We start from the raw sequence: 17,658 nt of genomic DNA on the forward strand, positions 1-17,658 counted from the left end.
CTATTGATTTCTATACGGCTCGTTTTGAATGGAGATGTGGTCTTCTACGGTTTTCCCACCATGCCCAAGTGAATGCAATAAGCCCGATTGATATTACGACAACGAATGGCAAATAAGTTGTTGTCGCGCTGAACAAAAGGCCACCGATTAGAGGCCCCATAACGCGCCCTAGAGCACCAAACCCGTTTGACAGACCAAGTGCCGCGCCTTGCCGTTCCTTTTGTGTTCGCTGTGACAGTAGGCTGTTAAGCGCTGGATAGCTCATGGCGAGAGCACCCAAAACAAGCGGGAATCCAATGATTGCCGTAATACTTGATGGCGGTCCAAATATAACGATTAAGCAGCCGGTAATGTGAACAACAGCACAATATTGAAGTGATTTTACTTCGCCGAATGCCTTGAACATTGGTCCCACGGTCCACAGTTGCTGTATGAAAACGAAAACACCAGCAGCCATCATCAAGAAGCCAACCTCTCTTGCTGTCCATCCAAGCGTGGTATCCAGCCATAAAGGTACGATTAGAAAGCTAATGCTTTGACCAACTGCGGCAATAATGAACATAGCAAATAAAGGTGCACGCTCAGGGGCTGAAATTATTTCCCGCCATTGAGGTTTTGTTTTTTGTGGTTCCGGTTGAGCATGAAATTCGGATTGCTGCCCGATCTCCGGTAAACCGGCTTCAATGTTATCTACCACGTTTTTGCTTTTGCTCGGGTTTGTTTCCTGCACATAAATGGCCGTTAGTATCAATGCAATAAGAGAAAGCACGCTTGCTGCAAGGCCGGGCCAAAAGATGGACGTTTCACCACCAATTGTGCTGAGGTAACCACCTATTCCAGGCCCGAATGCGAAACCTAAACCAAAAGCGGCACCAATACGTCCCATTGCTTTGCCGCGGTTACTTTCATCAGTGATATCTGCCATTGATGCCATGACGATACCGATGTTGCCGGACATAGCCCCTGATATCGCTCTTGCCACAAATATCATCCATAAACTTGTTGATAGAGCCAACATTAAATATGCAAGCGCTGCTCCGAGAAACGTAATTGCAAGAGCTGGCTTTCTGCCAATTCTGTCGGATAATTTCCCCCAAACAGGTCCAATAGTGAAGGCCGTAAAAGCATAGATAGACATAATCCCGGCAATGGTGATGCTGTCACCGCCATATGTTTGCGCAATGAAAGGCAGGATCGGCAAGATCATACCAAATCCGACGAGGTCGATAAAAATTGCCAGCAGTATAACAGGCATAATGGCGGTCCTTGAAAATCGCGCTTTGTTTACCACTGTATTGAGGGAGAAAGCGATCTGTGTCAGTCTTAATTCCAGATGTGCGTTAGTTAAAGGTTACTACGCGGTTAGTTAGGTAGGCTGTAAATGATAAGGAATCAAGGTGCGTCCTGATGTTTTAACATTACACAGGTTTTATGAGAGCGCTATCGGCAATGCTGTTTGTGAACTTATCCATGCGCGCATTAGTACGCTTTGGTCGATTCGGCCCAACGCTACCACATACGGCTTAGGGTTTGCGTTGCCTTATCTAGACCGCCTTGCTGTTTCTAATGATGATGAGAACCCGCAAAAAACCTTTGCTTTGATGCCTGCGGCACAAGGTGTGTGCCATTGGCCGAGTATGCAGAATAATGCAACAACTCTTGTTGATGAATATCATCTGCCGCTTGCGGACTCAGCTGTAGAGCGCTTGTTGGTGGTTCATGCACTTGAGCATACACACCGACCGGCACATTTTTTCCGTGAGATTTGGCGGGTATTGGCACCTGGCGGGCAAGTGGTTGTTGTGACACCTAACCGTCGGCGCACTTGGTCTGCCCTTGATACAACACCATTTGGACATGGTCGTCCGTATTCTCGGAGTCAGATATACAACTTGATGAAAGAACAAATGCTGCCACCGGAGACGTGGGATACCGCTTTGATGTTGCCGCCGTTTAGATGGCCGGGTGTGGGAAAAATGATGCGGATAACAGAGCGTACTATGCACGCGCTTGGTAAAAATATGGGTGGCGCCCTTATCGTTTCTGCACGCAAGCAGGTATATGGGGCGTTACCGAAGCAATATATACAACCACGAACACAGCCGGTGTTAACTGGTTTTCAGAAAGACCTCCGTGATAAAAAAGACGCAGAATAGCTCTTTATTCGCGCGCTGATGTTGTATTATAATTGCTTCATGCTTGGCACTTGTGTCATAAAATTACAAAATTGATCTATTGAAATTAACGTATTATTTGATCCGGAGTTTATCGAAATGAGTGATGCCCCAAAAGAAACCAAAATGGCTGAAAATCAAGAAATGGCAATACGTCAGGTTGCCAATGCGTTACACCGTTTGAATGACGCCGTTATTAGTGCTGTGGGGCAGGGAGTAACTGTTGAATTGATGCGCGCATCTCGTTACCACGACGAAGCTGGTGCATGGGGCGACATGCTGGTTCCTATTATTCATAAGCAAAGTTAACGCGGCCCTTTCCGCGGGAGAACAGTTTCATGCGCGATATACCAACACCAAAACTTGCAACTGCAGATGTTTGCGATGCTAAAGGTGTGGATGCGCTTGTGCTTGATCTTTCACTCAATGATTATGGCGGCAGGCTGGATTTTGCTGGGCCTGCTGTTACACTTCGCACATTAGATGACAATACGAAGCTAAAAGAATTGGTTGGCACACCGGGCGAAGGGCGCGTCATCGTTGTAGATGGTCGTGCCAGCGAACGGTCAGCCTTGCTGGGTGGAAATCTGGCTGCAATGGCTGCTGGAAATGGCTGGGCCGGGGTTATACTGAACGCCTGCGTACGCGATGTGCATGAACTATATCGTGAGGATATAGGTATTAAGGCCATTGGTACCTGTCCGCGTCGTAGTGAAAAGCAAAATCGCGGCGAAATAGATGCGGTTGTGACAATAGGCGGTATTCTTATTTACCCCGGTGACTGGGTTATTGCAGACGGTGACGGCGTTGTTGTGTGCCGCGAACTGCCGTCACTCTAGCAAGAGTGACTATTATTTGGCGCTGGTTTCGCCTGGTTCAATTAAAAATAAACCTTGGTCTGCAAATAGATTTGCGCGTGCAGGCCCCATTTGCAAACGTTTGCCCGCTTTTGAGTGCGGCACAAATTCGCGCACTTTAATACCTTCCTGATGCATCAAATCAAACAAGTCCAATATGGTACAGAAATGGATGTTATCTGTATTGTACCAGGTCTTTTTAAGTGTGCGCGTAACCGGCATGCGACCGCGTGTCATCAGGCTTAGGCGTACGCGCCATTGCCCAAAGTTTGGAATGGTTACAATTGCTTTCTTGCCGATGCGCAATAATTCGAGCAAGACATTTTTGGGGCGATGGACAGCTTGTAGTGTGCGTGAAAGAATAACATAATCAAAACTACCGTCAGGATATTCACTCAAGTCGTTGTCAGCGTCCCCTTGAATGGCAAACAGCCCTTTTGCAACACAGGCATTTACACCGCCCTGGCTGATTTCTATGCCTCGTCCGTCAATGTTTTTATGGTGCACCAGAAAAGACAATAAGCTGCCATCAGCGCAGCCTACATCAAGGACACGGCTATCGGATTCTATAAGATCTGCAATAAGCTTGAGGTCAGGCCTGAGTGTGTTCTCGGGTTTACTATAATCCGTCATGATTTTGCTCCTTTTGGCAAAGGTGCATATGATTTGGCAGCCGAGTCGAGAAAACCCGTTAGCATAGCGTCCATCTCAGGTGCTTCCAATAAGAAGGCATCATGGCCGTGCGCGGATTGAATTTCTGCAAAGCTAACAGGCACACCAGCAGCGTTGAGTGCGTGGACGATTCGTTTATTTTCTATAGTTGGGTATAACCAGTCGGAGGTGAAGCTAATGACACAGCACCTGACATGTGTTGCACCTGTGAACGCATCTGCAAGGCGCCCGTTGTATCGTCCCGGTATGTCCAGATAATCCATTGCGCGTGTAATATAGAGATAACTATTGGCATCGAAACGATCCACAAACGTGGAGCCTTGATGACGAAGGTAGCTCTCTACCTGAAAGTCAGCATCGAAACCGAAGGTTACCGTGTCACGTTCTTGCAGGTTTCTGCCAAACTTTTTGGTTAATGCATCCTCAGACAGATAAGTTATATGCGCTGTCATGCGTGCAACAGAAAGACCTTTGGCAGGCTTTTCATCATGTTCATAATATGCGCCGGTGGACCAGTTCGGGTCTGCCATCACTGCTTGACGGCCTACTTCATGGAACGCAATATTTTGTGCTGTATGTCTTGCGGCAGAGGCAATGACAACAGCACTGTGCAATCTTTCAGGGTATGTTGTTAGCCACTCCAGAACTTGCATGCCGCCCATGGAACCACCTATCACCATCAATAAGCGATCAATGTTGAGTTCTTTGATTAATGCGGCTTGTACTTTAACCATGTCACGGATGGTAATAACGGGAAAATCAATACCCCATGATTTGTTGGTTTCAGGGTTAACAGAAGCTGGCCCTGTGGTGCCCAGGCAACTGCCAAGCACATTGGAGCAAACAACAAAATATTTGTCAGTATCAATCAGCTTACCGGGCCCTACTAAACGCCCCCACCACCCGGGCTTACCGGTGATTGGATGTGCGCTCGCGACATATTGATCACCGGTAAGAGCATGACAAATGAGTACTGCATTTGAGGCTTCGGCATTCAAAGTGCCATATGTTTCAAAGGCGACGTCCACAGGTGAAAGTTCTGCGCCGCCATCAAGCGTTAAGGGCTTGTCTTTAAACAGAGTAAGACGATTGCTGTTAGGGTTGATCACGTGAACGGCTCCGGCGCTATTGAGGCGCTCAGAAAACCCTTCCGGCGGCAACTTGTCAACCAAGACAAACTTTCCTTTGCCTTTGCCTTTCTCGGCGTCTAATTGTATGCGGGCGTTTACTGCGGCTTTCACGCAGGTTTAACGGCAGTAATTTATGCATTTTATAATGGAGACAGACATGTCTGGTCCTAAAGCGCACGATTGGATTGCTGATATGGCACCCTATGTGCCAGGCAAATCATCAGTGTCAGGTGTTAAAAACCCGGTCAAATTGTCTTCAAATGAATGCGCTTATGGTCCCAGCCCTAAAGCAGTACAGGCATTTGCAGATGCGGCGGAAACCATGCTCCGTTACCCTGAGGGTGGTTCAGATAAATTGCGCCACGCTATTGCAGACGTTTACAAGCTTGATGCGGACCGTTTGATTTGTGGTACAGGGTCTGGTGATATTTTAACCTTGCTTATCCACGCCTACACTGGCCCTGGTGACGAGATTATATACTCGGAATATGGATTTTCACTTTATCCTGTCCAAACAGAGGCTGTTGGTGCCACAGGTGTTGCAGTGCCTAATAAAAATTGGGCCGCTGATGTTGACGGTATACTGGCCGCAGTTAGTGAAGATACAAAGCTTGTTTTTGTTGATAATCCTAATAATCCGACAGGTGCTTATCTTTGTGAGCGTGAAATAGAACGGTTACACGCAGGGTTGCCGCAAGATGTTCTCCTCGTTCTGGATGGTGCATACGCTGAATGTGTCACGGCAAAAGACTATTGCGCTGGCGAAAGGCTTGTGGAACGCGCCGAGAATGTAGTTATGACGCGTACCTTTTCAAAAATGTATGCTTTGGCAGGCTTGCGTGTAGGTTGGGCGTATGGTCCACGGCGTATCGTTGACATGTTGAACCGTATTCGCATGCCTTTTAATGTCAGTGTCTCGGCGCAACCAGCTGCTGCAGCAGCTGTGCAGGATGAGGATCATTTGCGCGCATCTGTTGCCTTTAATGATGAATGGCGCGCTGCCATGACTGCGGGCCTAACTGCGTTGGGGCTTGATGTTGTAACTAGCCAGGCGAACTTTATATTGGTTGGTTTTCCTGCTGAAGGCGACAAGACGGCCAATCTTGCAAACCAATTTTTAAATGAGCATGGCTATATCGTGCGGGCACTATCTGTCTTGCCTGATCACTTGCGTATATCTGTGGGCACGGCGGAGCAGAATAATGCGGTCATTGCTATTTTGACTGAATTTATGAATGGATCACCGCAATGAATGATATAGCAAATAGCAAGGCGGCAGTTGTCGATAAGCTTGTCATAATAGGTGCTGGGTTAATTGGGTCATCGGTTGCACGAGCCGCAAAGCAATATTGTGCCGCGAAGTCTATAATCATTGCTGACCAGAACAAGGCTGTGTTGGATGAAGCGCAAGCCTTGGCTATTGCAGATGGGTATTTTGATGATGCTGGTGAGGCGGTGCAGGATGCAGATCTGGTGATTCTGGCTGTACCAGTTGGGGCTATGGCGTCAGTAGGCGAGTATATTGCCGCGCATCTGAAGAGCGGCTCAATTGTCAGTGATGTTGGCTCTGTAAAAAACAGCGTCTTGCTGGCTCTTGCGCCGATAATATCGGATCATGTGCATCTTATCCCGGGGCATCCAGTGGCAGGGACTGAAAAGTCGGGACCATCAGCAGGTTTTGCCAGTCTTTTTGATGGGCGGTGGTGTATTTTGACGCCGCCTGATGGCGTGGACGCCGCTGCGTGCAGCACATTGAAAGCATTTTGGGAGCAGCTGGGCAGTACAGTTGAGGTTATGTCTGCACCGCATCACGATTTGGTGTTGGCCATTACGTCCCATGTACCTCATTTGATCGCATACAATATTGTGGGTACGGCTAATGACCTTGAAACTGTCACACGTTCCGAGGTGATCAAGTATTCAGCGGGAGGCTTTCGCGATTTTACACGGATTGCTGCTTCTGATCCAACTATGTGGCGTGATGTTTTTCTTAACAACAAGGAAGCTGTACTTGAAATGCTGGGTCGGTTTAGTGAAGACTTAACTGCCCTTCAGCGTGCCATTCGCTGGGAAGACGGGGACGCACTGTTTGAGTTATTTTCGCGTACACGCGAAATTCGCCGTAGCATTATTGATGCGGGACAGGATGAAAATGCACCTGACTTTGGCCGTAAGCATTAGTTGATTTATTTAAACAGTGGCGTGGCTCTGCCGATAGTTTGATCACCTAGCTGTATAAGTCCATTTTGCAGAGTTAATGATGTTTGATCAGGTGCAATTTCTTCAGGAAGTAGCCCAATACGCGGGGCCAGTTTAGTAAATGTATCCCAGTCATTAATAACAACAGATGCGCTGCCAAGCGGACGAAAAATCTCATCTAGAGTGATGTCTCCGTTCATTTTCAGGTTCATGTTTGCTGCTTGCCAAACAAGGTTATCAATAGCGAGCAACCCACCTTCGTCGCGCCAAACGGCAAGTTGTGAAGGCGTCCAATCACGCACTGGTGGGCCACTGATGCCGCCGGTAACATCAATTGTGTCGCCGTTTTTCTCACCGTAAAACTTAAATTCGAGAGTTCTTTTTTCATAAAGGCCAGACTTGCTTTCCGTTTCACTCTCGTCAAACCCCAACAGTAATGTCCAGGCATCAGGTTCTGGCAGGTTGGTTTTGTTAATCCAGTTGAAGTCATTGCTACCGGCAGAATCAACTTTGATAACCAGCTTATCACCGCCGTGTATACGGTAGCTTGCCTGCATAAAACCTTCTTCAAATACAGCAGCACCACTTGCAAGGCTTATGCGTGTATTGGTTGCTTCTGCAATCCAGTGATCGGGTGTCCAAAGGTGAGATATTAACGTGACGGATTGGCTGTCGAAGATGAGGCCATCTTCTCGAGTTCCCACTAAAACATCAGGAATAGTGAGGACAAATCTGTAGGGAAATCCTGATAATTCAACAGATTTATGCTCAACCACGAGACCGCTGTCCCGCCACATGCTTAATGTAGCGGTCATGTCCTTTTGTGCCTTAAAGGCAGACGTATACCAAAGGCCGGAATAGCCAATAATCAGCAATACTAATGTGCCAATAACAGCTTTAAATTTGAGAGCAGGGTTCATTGTAGCCTCTGGGTATTATGATAATGCCGTGCTTATAAGAATAGACGCGCGGACGTGAATAGGTATTTGTTATATTCAACAATAATGGCAGAAAATGACAAAGAGGTTGAAACATAAATGGGGATAACTGTGATCTCGGGCATTTTTGATTCAAACAACATAAGGCTTCGTGGCATATGATAAGCTGATGTTACAAGATAAAGTGTCGTATAATTATTTTTTTGCACCCACGAAGCAGATGCTACTGCATTCTCAATAGTGTTTGTTGATGCACGGTCTATATCGACACAACAGTTAAATATTTCTGCCTCTACACCAGATAAACGAATAAGATCATCTATGGTTACAGATGTGTGAACACCGGAAATCAAAAGGCGTTGCGCTTTATCGTTTGAAAGTAATTGTAAACCGGTCTCCAGGCGCCCTGAACCTCCGGTTAAAACAGCAATTCCAGTTGTATTTGTGCTGCTTTTGTCTTCGGTTGTTTTAGGTGTTTGTGCTGAGTTAATAAAAAGCAACAGCCCTAATGCCCATAAGCCTATGATTACAGCAGCTGCTGTAAGTACTGTTCGCGCGCGCATTATCTTGTTTTGCGTCAACGCGGGCTCCTACATCATATCCTGAAGAGCACGATGTACAGTCAGTCGTGCAGTAATTGTGGTGAGGCCTGCGGCGGCTAGTGGCAGAAGCAGCAGCCATACGTTTCCATTGTTGGAAGGCAGCACTGAAGAGACAAGCCCTTCACCCAGATCGGTAGCAATACTACTGGTCAGCCACAAGGTAATACCGGCAAGAACAACACCTAGTATGCCGCCTTTAAGGCCGTGTTTCAGGTATTTTAGGTCAAATGCATGGCAAATGACACGGTCTTCCGCGCCCATAAGGTGCATTATTTCAATGGAATCTGCGTGTGTTGCCAATCCTGCACGACAGCCAAAAATAACGATCGCGATAGTCGATAAAATGACCATGAACACAACAGCAGTCATGATCACTTGGATCATTGTAGCCAAATCAAGAATCTGACTGAGCCATGCCTGATGGTCATCAATCACAGCACCTGCGGCTGTTGCTCGGAGGCGTTCACCAAGGGCTTGTATATTGATGTTGGCTTCTGGCTCTAGTGTGATGTCAATAAGGTTAGGTACAGGAAGGCCAGCATCAAGGGGCAGGTCACCAAGCCATGGTGATACTAATGCCATGACCTCGGAGGAAGCCAATATTTCAGCAGAAACAATACCGGGTGTTGCTTCCAGAAGCCTCAGAGCAGCTTCGGTTTGTTGGGTGCGTGCGGCTTCATCTGCCACAATGATCTGCACGGTAATGTTGGATGTTAACCCGCTACTCCACCTTGCAACACCACTGTTGATAGCAAATGCACTGGCAACAGCAAGTGTGCATAAAAAGAGCATGACCCCAATCACCCATGGCAATAAACCTTCTCGGTCTTTGGCATTTGGTAAAAATTGTAGTGTGCGACCCCACATGATCAGTGCCCTGCTTTATCGTTGTTCGGCAATTTTAGTTGGCCTTTATCCAAACTTAATATCGGTGCGCCGATGGCTTCTACCAATGTGTTATCGTGCGTTGCAACAACTGTTGTTGTACCTATTTTGTTTAATTCAACAAAAAGATGCATAAGTCTTTCGGACATTTCCGGATCAACATTTCCCGTTGGTTCGTCTGCCACCAACAGGTCAGGTTTGTTAATAACAGCACGCGCTATTGCAACGCGTTGTTTTTCGCCACCTGACAATGTTGCAGGTTTGGCATGCATACGGTCCTCAAGGCCTACCCAGCTCAGAAGTTCTTCAACATGATCGGCAACCTGATTTTTTGTTGCCCCTTTTATGCGTAGCGGCAAGGCAACATTTTCAAATGTTGTCAGGTGATCAAACAAACGAAAGTCTTGAAACACAATCCCGATACGGCGCCTCAGGCGCGGTAATTCTGTTCGGTCCACAGTTGCAAGGTCTTTACCGAAGAAGTTTACCAAACCACGAGAAGGGCGGTGCGCTAGATATAGTAATTTCAGGAGTGTTGTTTTTCCAGCACCAGACGGGCCTACCAGAAAATGAAAGGATCCTTTTTCGAGAGAAAAGGAAACGTCTTGAAGGATTTCAGCCCCCATGCCGTATCGCATGCCTACATTCTCAAAAGTGATCATTCACATCAGCCTTGTTCATCATTATGTGTACCATTGCACAAGGGACATTGTGCGTCCATAGTTTGCAAATACTGATGTGAAAATAAGCGCATGCTTGTGTTTTTCAGCAGATTTCCTATAGAGTTCGCTTGAAGACAGTTTCTTAACTAAATCAGGCTAACTTTAGGCCCAAACATGCAGCTTTTCTGGAATTTGTGCACGCTATGATCCTTGTTTGTCCAACTTGTGAATCAAAATTTAATGTTCCTGACGGTGCAATACCGCCTGAAGGACGCAGGGTCCGTTGTGCACAGTGTAAAAATAGCTGGCATGCGACCAAGGCTAATGAGTTAAAACCTGCTGCCCCCAAACGCACTGCCGTTCGCCCTGCAATGCAGCAGCATGAACCTCCTGTTGTTGATGCCGGAGCGGCTGCAAAAGCGGCGGCTATAAGGCGCGCCGTAGTGGAAGAAGAAGTACCTCCTGCGCCTGCAGTAGAGGATGATCTTTACGATGAAGGTGTTGCAGTAAATATTCCGGACGATGGTGATGACGTTAACATTCAAGATGATTTCGGTGAGCAGGACACCAGCATTTCTGAGGATTATCCGGAAGATATAGAAGATGACGATTTTGAGAGTGATTATCTTGAAGATGATGAAGACGATATTCTTGCGCGCCGCCGCGGTGATTTGCGTCGTGATGCAGAAAGAAAATCATCCGCGCGCAAGCGAAAGCTCTTAACTGCAGGGTGGTCTTTGTTGCTAATTTTCTGGCTAACAGTTTTGCTCGTACCAATTTTCATGAAAGACACACTGACAAGCGCGTTTCCCGCTAGCACTCAACTGTATGAGTTTTTCTCTGGCGCTGATTATGCGGACCGATTTCGGCCTGAAGAAGGTGAAACTTTAACGCCGCCAATTACTGAGACAGAGGTTTATGTTACCGCCAAATTGCACGGTGATCGTACACGTGTTGAGACGGTTGACGGCAAACAGCAATTGGTTATTCGAGGCTTTGTAGAAAACACGGGAAACAGGGCCGCTAATGTACCTTTGGTAGAAATTAGTGTTAAAGATAGACGCGGTACAGTTATCGAGCAATGGAACTATGCGCCGCAAGGCCTTGTGCTAAGGCGTCGGTCCAAACTTGAGTTTGAAACAATGCTGTACCCAATTCCTTCTGGTGCAAATGTGGTAGAGGTACGTTCTCTCGAAGGGACACGTTCTACCAATGAAGCTGAATCAAAATTATGAACCCATTTTTTGATTGGAATAAGGCAGGTGATGCACACCATGGTATTGAGCCTGTGTTTACTGCCGACGAAATTGTTGCCAAGGTTGATGACCTTGCGGGTCGTCTTACGCGTTGGTTTGATGAAGAACCTGTGGCTCAGGTTTTAATGAACGGCGCTATGATGTTTGCAGCTGATTTGTCCCGTGCCATGTCTGTGCGTGGATGTGTGATGGAGATGGACTTTATACAGGTTGAAAAAAACCGGGCAACAAAGGAAGCTAACTTCACAGCTGCTTCAAATTTGCCAGTTAAAGGCCGGGATGTTTTGTTAATTGACGACATATATGATGATGGTGGCACGCTCTCTTTTGCTCACGAGCATTATATGTCACTAGGTGCTCAATCGGTTACGAGTGTTGTATTGCTTGACAAAAGTGATGGTCGCAACACTAATATGAAACCGGATTTTGTGGGTTTTAAGTGCCCTGATATTTTTGTAATCGGTTACGGAATGGACATAGCGTATCGATATCGTGAGCTGCCCTTTATTGGGAAAATGGGCCGCGCTTAATATAGGTATCTTTCCATAATCGTCGGCTCGGGGGAGTCTTGATGGGGGGAGAAGAAGTTGTGGCAAAAGTATTGCTTGCAGAAGACGATGATTCTGTGCGCGAGTTTGTTTCGCGCGTGTTGGTTTTGCATGGCCATAGTGTCATAGAAGCCACCGACGGCGCCAAAGCTGTTGAGTTAATGAACACACATCACTTCGATTTGCTTATTACTGATATTGTGATGCCGATTATGGATGGTATTTCACTGGCATTGAAGGTGCGCTCTGAGCGACCGCATGTGCCTATTGTGTTGATGACAGGTTATGCGAACGAAAGTCAGCGTGCGCATAACTTATCTGTTTTAATTGAAGAATTACTCGCGAAACCATTCAATAAAGATCAATTGGTTGCTGCAGTGAACAAGGCCTTATCATCTGAAGCAAAAGTAAAGAAAGGCGCTAAATAAGCGCCCTTCTGATCAAAATAAAAGCGCCTAGCTTTTCAGCCAATCCGGTACACTGTCTAACCCAATGAGATCGTTAAGTGTTTGACGTTTGCGCACAACAGCATACTTGTCACCATTAACCAGAACTTCAGGTACGAGCTCACGGCTGTTATAAGTGAATGACATGACCGCTGCATATGCGCCAGCTGACTTGAATGCCACTAGGTCTCCTGGCACAAGCGGTGATGTTTCACGGTTTTTTGCGAAGGTGTCGCCGCTTTCACAAACAGGCCCTACAAAATCGGCTGTTATTTTTGCTGCGTTATCAGGTTCCTTGACAGGTACGATTGTATGGAAAGCATCGTACATAGCTGGTCGAATCAGGTCATTCATTGCAGCATCCAGAATGTAGAATCTGCGATTCTCACCTTTCTTGTCGTATAGTAATTCACTGACTAGTACACCAGCGTTACCAGCGATAAGCCTGCCGGGCTCCATTATTATGGAGCATTCCAAATCGGCCAGTACTTCCTTGATCATGGCGCCGTAAGCAATTGGACTAGGCGGTGATTCTGCTTCAGGGTCGTATGGGATGCCGAGACCGCCACCTAGATCAATATGGCGAATATCGTGCCCATTTGCGCGTAGGTTTTTGACCAGACCAACTACTTTTTCAAAGGCAGTGCGAAACGGGGTGAGGTCAGTTAACTGTGACCCTATGTGCACATCAACGCCGGTCGCGGACACGTGTGATAGTGCCGCGATACGTTCATAAATTTCATCGGTTCGTGCCCACGGAATACCAAACTTGTTTTCTGACTTTCCAGTGGAAATCTTATGATGTGTTTTTGCGTCTACATCAGGGTTGACCCTAACGGAAACTGGCGCAATTACATCCATTTCCTGTGCTACAGCGTTTAAAGCTTCCAGTTCTACTTCGCTTTCGACATTAAACTGTTTTATGCCAGCGGTGATCGCTGCCCGCATTTCATAAGGCTTCTTACCTACACCTGAAAATACGATCTTTTCAGCCGGAATGCCTGCTCTGAGTGCGCGCTCTAACTCTCCTGCGCTAACAACATCTGCGCCAGCGCCTTGCTGAGCCAAGGTTGCTAGAACGGCTTGATTGCTGTTGGCTTTAACTGCAAAGCATATCAACGTGTCAAGGCCACTAAAAGCTTCAGAAAATACAGTATAATGCCGCACAAGTGTGGCAGTGGAATAAACATAAACGGGTGTGCCAACAGCGCTTGCAATATCCTGCAGCGCTACATCTTCGGCATACATCTGACCGTTCTTATAACTAAAATGATCCATTGGGCGATATGCCTTTTATCGTGCAATAAAGTTGGAAGTTGATGTGGTTGAAGAAGGTGGTTTCACATCACCTTTAACGCCGCACGCTGAAACACTCCAGGCCATTGTTGCGGCAATAATTGCTTTAATTATAAATTTCATGAAAGCACCTTTCTTGCATCTTTAATTGCTCTTTGCACATTATCAGGCGCAGTACCACCATAAGATACACGGCTGGCAATAGATGCTTCAACAGACAGCACATCAAAGACATCCGCTGTGATGCGTGGCTCGATTGCTTGCATTGCGGTCAATGGCACATCAGTTAACGCCAAACCTTGTTCTTCGGCGGTTTTAACAATAGCGCCTGTAACGTGATGTGCGTCGCGAAATGGCAGGTTAAGTACACGAACAAGCCAATCGGCCAGGTCTGTTGCAGTGGAATATCCTTCACCGGCAGCGCTTTTCATCTTTTCTAAATTCGGCTTGAAATCAGCCAGCATGCCGGTCATGGCAACAAGGCATAACTCAAAATCGTCAACGGCTTGAAACACAGGTTCTTTATCTTCCTGCATGTCCTTGGAGTAAGCAAGGGGCAAGCCTTTCATAACAATCAACAAGCCATTTTGTGCACCGACGATGCGCCCGACCTTCGCACGCACTAACTCGGCTGCATCAGGGTTGCGCTTCTGCGGCATGATAGATGAGCCAGTTGAAAAGCTGTCTGACAATTCAAGAAAATTGAAGGCTGATGTGGCCCACAACACAATTTCATCGGCGAGACGTGACAAGTGCATCGCACCAATCGAAAGTACAGACAGAAATTCGATAGCGAAATCTCTTGCAGATACAGCGTCGAGCGAGTTTGCCATCGGTTCTTCGAACCCTAGCGCGTCAGCTGTAGCGTGTCTATCCAATGGAAAACTGGTGCCCGCAAGGGCCGCAGCGCCGAGGGGGCTTGTATTAAGGCGCTTGCGGCAATCTTGCAAACGCGCGCGGTCACGCGCAAACATTTCAAAATATGCCATTAAATGGTGACCAAGTGTTACTGGTTGGGCCGTTTGCAAATGCGTGAAGCCGGGCATTGGTGCCGCTGCATACTTTTCAGCTTGATCCAATAGCGCAGTTGCAAGCCCAATATATAATTTATCAAGTTGATCTATGGCACCTCTTGTCCAGAGGCGAAAGTCAGTTGCTACCTGATCATTTCTCGATCTGCCAGTATGTAAGCGAGCACCAGCATCACCGACTAATTCACGCAACCGCGCCTCAATATGCATATGGATATCTTCAAGAGCAGGATCAAAATGCATTTTGCCTGCTGCAATTTCAGTCTGGATTTGGTCTAATCCGGTGTGAATTGCTGTATAATCTTCTGCGGAAATGATGCCTTGCTTAGCCAGCATGGACGCGTGTGCTTTTGAACCAGCAATATCTTCACGGTACATACGTTGGTCAAAATGAATGGATGCATTAATTTCGCGCATCACGGCAGATGGGCCAGCACCAAATCGTCCGCCCCAAATGCTTTGACCTTTTGATGTATCAGTTTGTTTGTTTATCGCGTTTTTTTGATGAGTCACTGGCTTGTCTTTCTGACGCTATTCTTTATGGTCTGCCACGCTTATAGGTGGCTATGGTTGGGTTTTCAATCCATTCACACGGTGTATTGAGATAAGGGTGATTTAATGTCTAAGACAATGTTGAGTGTTATTGCTTTAGTTGCGCTGCTCGCGGGTGCGGGATTAATGTTGTTTGAGCAGCCAGCGCCGGAAGGTGGTATCACACCGTTTTTGAAGGGTGAAATGGCACAGCTGACAATACCTGAGGCGCCGCAAACGCTCTCAGATCATATTATTATGAGCGAAAATGGTGACCCCAAGAAATTATCTCAGATGGCCGGCAAAGCTATGTTGATTAACCTTTGGGCACCGTGGTGTGCGCCTTGCCGCGCGGAAATGAAAGAGCTGGCTAATCTTCAAAAAGAGCTCGGCGATGACGCGTTTGAAGTTGTTGCTATTAATGTGGATCGTGGTGGTATTCCACAAGCGCGAGAAACACTTGAGGAATGGGGCGTTGAAGGACTGCCACTTTATGCCGAGCCAACAATGAAAATCGCATTTGACCTTGCCGAAGGTGCACTGCCAACCAGTTTTGTTGTTGATAAAGCTGGTAATGTGCAAGCCCTGTTTTTAGGCCCGCTAGCGTGGGACAAGCCAGAAGCGCTTGAATTGTTTGAAGCCCTGAAAAACGGTGACATCTAATAGTCTTGAGCGCTATCCCACCATTGTTTGAGCATCATACTTAGCCGATATGAGAGAGGTCGTCAGGGTATTCGGCGGCTTCTATCTCGGCTGTTTCGGTTAATGCGTCTGTAATCCATTCTTTCATGTAAGTATGATCTAGCATGGCGGACACATAGCGTTTTGCATTATCATTGATGTTGAAGCCATATGTATTAAACCGCATGACAACGGGTGCAAACATCATGTCAGCAGCGGAAAAGGTACCAAACAAAAATGGTCCTTTATCGCCGCGCTCAATTTGTGCCTGATCCCACAAGGCTTCAATGCGCCTAATGTCGCGCTCAACGGCATCACTGAGTGACAGGTTTTGCCATTTTCTGCGTATATTCATCGATGCATGTGTGCGCAGAGCCATAAACCCACTGTGCATTTCTGCTGTCATACTGCGCGCAAGAGCATATGCTGCATTTTCTTCAGGCCACCAGAGCTTGTCAGGTGCAATACGCGCACAATAATCAATGATAGCAAGACTATCCCAAACGCTAATATCATTGTGCTGAAGAGCCGGAACCAAGCCTGCCGGTGTGTGTGTGGTGAGTTCAACTTTGGATGACGGTGTGTAGAGGTTGAATTTGATTTCTTCAAAATCGATGCCCGTGTGCTTGAGAGCAAGCCATGCGCGCATTGACCATGTGGAATAATTTTTATTACCGATAAAAAGCTTTAGGTTTGACATGTCTCACTCCTGTGCGTTGAAGGCTAGATAGCTATCACTGGCACAGGTTATGAACAAATCAGAAATACTGGTGCATCACGCTAATATTTCCCGTTTGAACGTAGGGCATTAGCGATGTTACATCTTGAAATTGAGGTAGTTACTTAATCAACGTGTCGGTACAGGGATATCTCCCCCGTAATCATAAAATCCACGACCAGTTTTGCGGCCAAGCCATCCAGCTTCAACATATTTAACCAGCAACGGGCAAGGGCGGTATTTGCTGTCAGCAAGGCCATCATACAGTACCTGCATGATCGACAGGCAGGTATCAAGACCGATGAAATCGGCAAGTGTGAGCGGTCCCATTGGATGATTGGCACCCAGCATCATAGCATTATCTATCGCGTCAACACTGCCGACACCCTCGTATAATGTGTATATGCCTTCGTTGATCATTGGCATCAAAATGCGGTTTACGATGAAGGCAGGGAAATCTTCAGATACCGCGGTGGTTTTATCCAGTTTTGCAGTGAAGGCCGCAAATTTCTCGAACGTTTCATCTGATGTTGCAATACCGGGAATAAGTTCCACTAATTTCATGATAGGGACCGGGTTCATGAAGTGAACGCCCATGAAGCGGTCAGGCCGGTCTGTGCTCGCGGCGAGGCGTGTAATTGATATGGAGGATGTGTTGGACGCAATAAGTGCGTTTGCTTTCAAGTGGGGACACAGGTCTTTGAATATTGCGGTTTTAATGCTTTCGTTTTCAACCGCAGCTTCAATGACCAGGTCACTTGCGGTGTGTGCTGACAAGTTGTCGCTAAGGGAAATGCGCGAAAGTGCAGCTGACAGTTCAGCATCTGTTATTTTTCCCTTACTTGCCTGCCGCTCCATATTTCCTTTTATAACCGAGAGCCCTTTTTCGGCCTGCTCCATTGATACATCGGTTAAAATAACGCTTAGACCGGCTAGCGCACAAACATGTGCTATGCCGTTACCCATCTGACCTGCGCCGATAATGCCTATTGTATCAACCATATCTCGTTCTCTTGTGTTTGCTGATAATCA

Annotated in this window: 21 protein-coding genes; 9 read left to right on the plus strand and 12 right to left on the minus strand. The window is 46.9% G+C overall.

Annotated features, from left to right (window positions below; all coding sequences use genetic code 11):
- Positions 1–10: 10 nt before the first annotated feature.
- Positions 11–1,291 carry an MFS transporter gene (locus OEU88_RS04115; RefSeq protein WP_262693838.1) on the minus strand — a complete coding sequence of 427 codons (1,281 nt, stop codon included), beginning with the start codon at positions 1,289–1,291 and terminating at the stop codon, positions 11–13.
- Positions 1,292–1,397: 106 nt separating this feature from the next.
- On the opposite strand from OEU88_RS04115, the gene OEU88_RS04120 reads away from it, so the two are divergent.
- From OEU88_RS04120 to rraA, 3 genes are all read left to right on the plus strand, one after another.
- Complete coding sequence (locus OEU88_RS04120; RefSeq protein WP_262693839.1) at positions 1,398–2,156, plus strand: class I SAM-dependent methyltransferase; 759 nt, start codon at positions 1,398–1,400, stop codon at positions 2,154–2,156.
- A gap of 117 nt (positions 2,157–2,273) precedes the next feature.
- Positions 2,274–2,483, plus strand: a complete 210-nt coding sequence (locus tag OEU88_RS04125) for an SMc00767 family acetate metabolism repressor (protein WP_262693840.1) — start codon at positions 2,274–2,276, stop codon at positions 2,481–2,483.
- Positions 2,484–2,512: 29 nt separating this feature from the next.
- Complete coding sequence (rraA, locus tag OEU88_RS04130; RefSeq protein ID WP_262693841.1) at positions 2,513–3,013, plus strand: ribonuclease E activity regulator RraA; 501 nt, start codon at positions 2,513–2,515, stop codon at positions 3,011–3,013.
- 12 nt (positions 3,014–3,025) lie between these two features.
- On the opposite strand, the gene metW is transcribed toward rraA, so the two are convergent.
- Positions 3,026–3,664 carry a methionine biosynthesis protein MetW gene (gene metW, locus OEU88_RS04135; RefSeq protein WP_262693842.1) on the minus strand — a complete coding sequence of 213 codons (639 nt, stop codon included), beginning with the start codon at positions 3,662–3,664 and terminating at the stop codon, positions 3,026–3,028.
- The gene (metX, locus tag OEU88_RS04140; protein ID WP_394805227.1) at positions 3,661–4,812 is read right to left on the minus strand and encodes a homoserine O-acetyltransferase MetX; all 1,152 of its coding nucleotides are present in this window, start codon (positions 4,810–4,812) and stop codon (positions 3,661–3,663) included. Before metX ends, metW begins: the two co-directional genes overlap by 4 nt.
- Positions 4,813–4,990: 178 nt before the next feature.
- On the opposite strand from metX, the gene hisC reads away from it, so the two are divergent.
- Both hisC and OEU88_RS04150 read left to right on the plus strand, forming a co-directional pair.
- A complete protein-coding gene (gene hisC, locus OEU88_RS04145; protein ID WP_262693844.1) occupies positions 4,991–6,085 on the plus strand; it encodes a histidinol-phosphate transaminase in 1,095 nt (364 codons plus the stop codon).
- Positions 6,082–7,014 carry a prephenate/arogenate dehydrogenase family protein gene (locus OEU88_RS04150; protein WP_262693845.1) on the plus strand — a complete coding sequence of 311 codons (933 nt, stop codon included), beginning with the start codon at positions 6,082–6,084 and terminating at the stop codon, positions 7,012–7,014. Before hisC ends, OEU88_RS04150 begins: the two co-directional genes overlap by 4 nt.
- A gap of 5 nt (positions 7,015–7,019) precedes the next feature.
- Here OEU88_RS04150 and OEU88_RS04155 read toward each other — a convergent pair whose 3' ends face one another.
- Genes OEU88_RS04155 through ftsE form a run of 4 tightly spaced genes read right to left on the minus strand, consistent with a single transcriptional unit; the run spans position 7,020 to position 10,119 of the window.
- Positions 7,020–7,952, minus strand: a complete 933-nt coding sequence (locus tag OEU88_RS04155) for a DUF2125 domain-containing protein (protein ID WP_262693846.1) — start codon at positions 7,950–7,952, stop codon at positions 7,020–7,022.
- A 32-nt stretch (positions 7,953–7,984) separates the two neighbouring features.
- On the minus strand, positions 7,985–8,551 hold the full coding sequence (locus OEU88_RS04160; RefSeq protein WP_262693847.1) for a YdcF family protein: 567 nt from the start codon (positions 8,549–8,551) through the stop codon (positions 7,985–7,987).
- Between the two features lie 9 nt (positions 8,552–8,560).
- A complete protein-coding gene (locus OEU88_RS04165; protein WP_262693848.1) occupies positions 8,561–9,439 on the minus strand; it encodes a cell division protein FtsX in 879 nt (292 codons plus the stop codon).
- Between the two features lie 2 nt (positions 9,440–9,441).
- The gene (gene ftsE / locus OEU88_RS04170; RefSeq protein ID WP_262693849.1) at positions 9,442–10,119 is read right to left on the minus strand and encodes a cell division ATP-binding protein FtsE; all 678 of its coding nucleotides are present in this window, start codon (positions 10,117–10,119) and stop codon (positions 9,442–9,444) included.
- A 203-nt stretch (positions 10,120–10,322) separates the two neighbouring features.
- Between ftsE and OEU88_RS04175 the strand changes: the two genes are divergently transcribed.
- Genes OEU88_RS04175 through OEU88_RS04185 form a run of 3 tightly spaced genes read left to right on the plus strand, consistent with a single transcriptional unit; the run spans position 10,323 to position 12,351 of the window.
- Positions 10,323–11,354: a zinc-ribbon domain-containing protein gene (locus OEU88_RS04175; protein WP_262693850.1), complete on the plus strand. Its 1,032-nt coding sequence runs from the start codon at positions 10,323–10,325 to the stop codon at positions 11,352–11,354.
- Complete coding sequence (locus OEU88_RS04180; protein WP_262693851.1) at positions 11,351–11,905, plus strand: phosphoribosyltransferase; 555 nt, start codon at positions 11,351–11,353, stop codon at positions 11,903–11,905. Before OEU88_RS04175 ends, OEU88_RS04180 begins: the two co-directional genes overlap by 4 nt.
- A gap of 41 nt (positions 11,906–11,946) precedes the next feature.
- A complete protein-coding gene (locus tag OEU88_RS04185) occupies positions 11,947–12,351 on the plus strand; it encodes a response regulator (RefSeq protein WP_262693852.1) in 405 nt (134 codons plus the stop codon).
- 27 nt (positions 12,352–12,378) lie between these two features.
- Here the strand turns inward: OEU88_RS04185 and lysA are convergent, their stop codons facing one another.
- Genes lysA through argH form a run of 3 tightly spaced genes read right to left on the minus strand, consistent with a single transcriptional unit; the run spans position 12,379 to position 15,209 of the window.
- Positions 12,379–13,647: a diaminopimelate decarboxylase gene (lysA, locus tag OEU88_RS04190; protein ID WP_262693853.1), complete on the minus strand. Its 1,269-nt coding sequence runs from the start codon at positions 13,645–13,647 to the stop codon at positions 12,379–12,381.
- A gap of 15 nt (positions 13,648–13,662) precedes the next feature.
- Positions 13,663–13,788 carry a lipoprotein gene (locus OEU88_RS04195; protein ID WP_262693854.1) on the minus strand — a complete coding sequence of 42 codons (126 nt, stop codon included), beginning with the start codon at positions 13,786–13,788 and terminating at the stop codon, positions 13,663–13,665.
- Positions 13,785–15,209, minus strand: a complete 1,425-nt coding sequence (gene argH, locus OEU88_RS04200) for an argininosuccinate lyase (RefSeq protein WP_262693855.1) — start codon at positions 15,207–15,209, stop codon at positions 13,785–13,787. Before argH ends, OEU88_RS04195 begins: the two co-directional genes overlap by 4 nt.
- A 105-nt stretch (positions 15,210–15,314) precedes the next feature.
- Between argH and OEU88_RS04205 the strand changes: the two genes are divergently transcribed.
- Positions 15,315–15,890: a TlpA disulfide reductase family protein gene (locus OEU88_RS04205; RefSeq protein ID WP_262693856.1), complete on the plus strand. Its 576-nt coding sequence runs from the start codon at positions 15,315–15,317 to the stop codon at positions 15,888–15,890.
- A gap of 40 nt (positions 15,891–15,930) precedes the next feature.
- On the opposite strand, the gene OEU88_RS04210 is transcribed toward OEU88_RS04205, so the two are convergent.
- Positions 15,931–16,608, minus strand: a complete 678-nt coding sequence (locus OEU88_RS04210; protein ID WP_262693857.1) for a glutathione S-transferase family protein — start codon at positions 16,606–16,608, stop codon at positions 15,931–15,933.
- 147 nt (positions 16,609–16,755) lie between these two features.
- Entirely contained in the window at positions 16,756–17,628 is an 873-nt protein-coding gene (locus OEU88_RS04215; RefSeq protein ID WP_262693858.1) for a 3-hydroxybutyryl-CoA dehydrogenase, read from the minus strand.
- Positions 17,629–17,658 lie beyond the last annotated feature (30 nt).

Origin of the sequence: Kordiimonas aquimaris, from assembly GCF_025574485.1 — a bacterium.
Taxonomy (GTDB): domain Bacteria; phylum Pseudomonadota; class Alphaproteobacteria; order Sphingomonadales; family Kordiimonadaceae; genus Kordiimonas; species Kordiimonas aquimaris.

Bases quoted from the DNA above. Each gene is read 5' to 3' on its own strand.
- OEU88_RS04180 (WP_262693851.1), top strand. From the start codon at position 11,351: ATGAACCCATTTTTTGATTGGAATAAGGCAGGTGATGCACACCATGGT.
- OEU88_RS04185 (WP_262693852.1), top strand. From the start codon at position 11,947: ATGGGGGGAGAAGAAGTTGTGGCAAAAGTATTGCTTGCAGAAGACGAT.
- OEU88_RS04215 (WP_262693858.1), bottom strand. From the start codon at position 17,628: ATGGTTGATACAATAGGCATTATCGGCGCAGGTCAGATGGGTAACGGC.
- rraA (WP_262693841.1), top strand. From the start codon at position 2,513: ATGCGCGATATACCAACACCAAAACTTGCAACTGCAGATGTTTGCGAT.
- OEU88_RS04125 (WP_262693840.1), top strand. From the start codon at position 2,274: ATGAGTGATGCCCCAAAAGAAACCAAAATGGCTGAAAATCAAGAAATG.
- OEU88_RS04195 (WP_262693854.1), bottom strand. From the start codon at position 13,788: ATGAAATTTATAATTAAAGCAATTATTGCCGCAACAATGGCCTGGAGT.
- metW (WP_262693842.1), bottom strand. From the start codon at position 3,664: ATGACGGATTATAGTAAACCCGAGAACACACTCAGGCCTGACCTCAAG.
- OEU88_RS04165 (WP_262693848.1), bottom strand. From the start codon at position 9,439: ATGTGGGGTCGCACACTACAATTTTTACCAAATGCCAAAGACCGAGAA.
- lysA (WP_262693853.1), bottom strand. From the start codon at position 13,647: ATGGATCATTTTAGTTATAAGAACGGTCAGATGTATGCCGAAGATGTA.
- hisC (WP_262693844.1), top strand. From the start codon at position 4,991: ATGTCTGGTCCTAAAGCGCACGATTGGATTGCTGATATGGCACCCTAT.
- OEU88_RS04210 (WP_262693857.1), bottom strand. From the start codon at position 16,608: ATGTCAAACCTAAAGCTTTTTATCGGTAATAAAAATTATTCCACATGG.
- ftsE (WP_262693849.1), bottom strand. From the start codon at position 10,119: ATGATCACTTTTGAGAATGTAGGCATGCGATACGGCATGGGGGCTGAA.
- OEU88_RS04205 (WP_262693856.1), top strand. From the start codon at position 15,315: ATGTCTAAGACAATGTTGAGTGTTATTGCTTTAGTTGCGCTGCTCGCG.
- OEU88_RS04150 (WP_262693845.1), top strand. From the start codon at position 6,082: ATGAATGATATAGCAAATAGCAAGGCGGCAGTTGTCGATAAGCTTGTC.
- OEU88_RS04175 (WP_262693850.1), top strand. From the start codon at position 10,323: ATGATCCTTGTTTGTCCAACTTGTGAATCAAAATTTAATGTTCCTGAC.
- OEU88_RS04155 (WP_262693846.1), bottom strand. From the start codon at position 7,952: ATGAACCCTGCTCTCAAATTTAAAGCTGTTATTGGCACATTAGTATTG.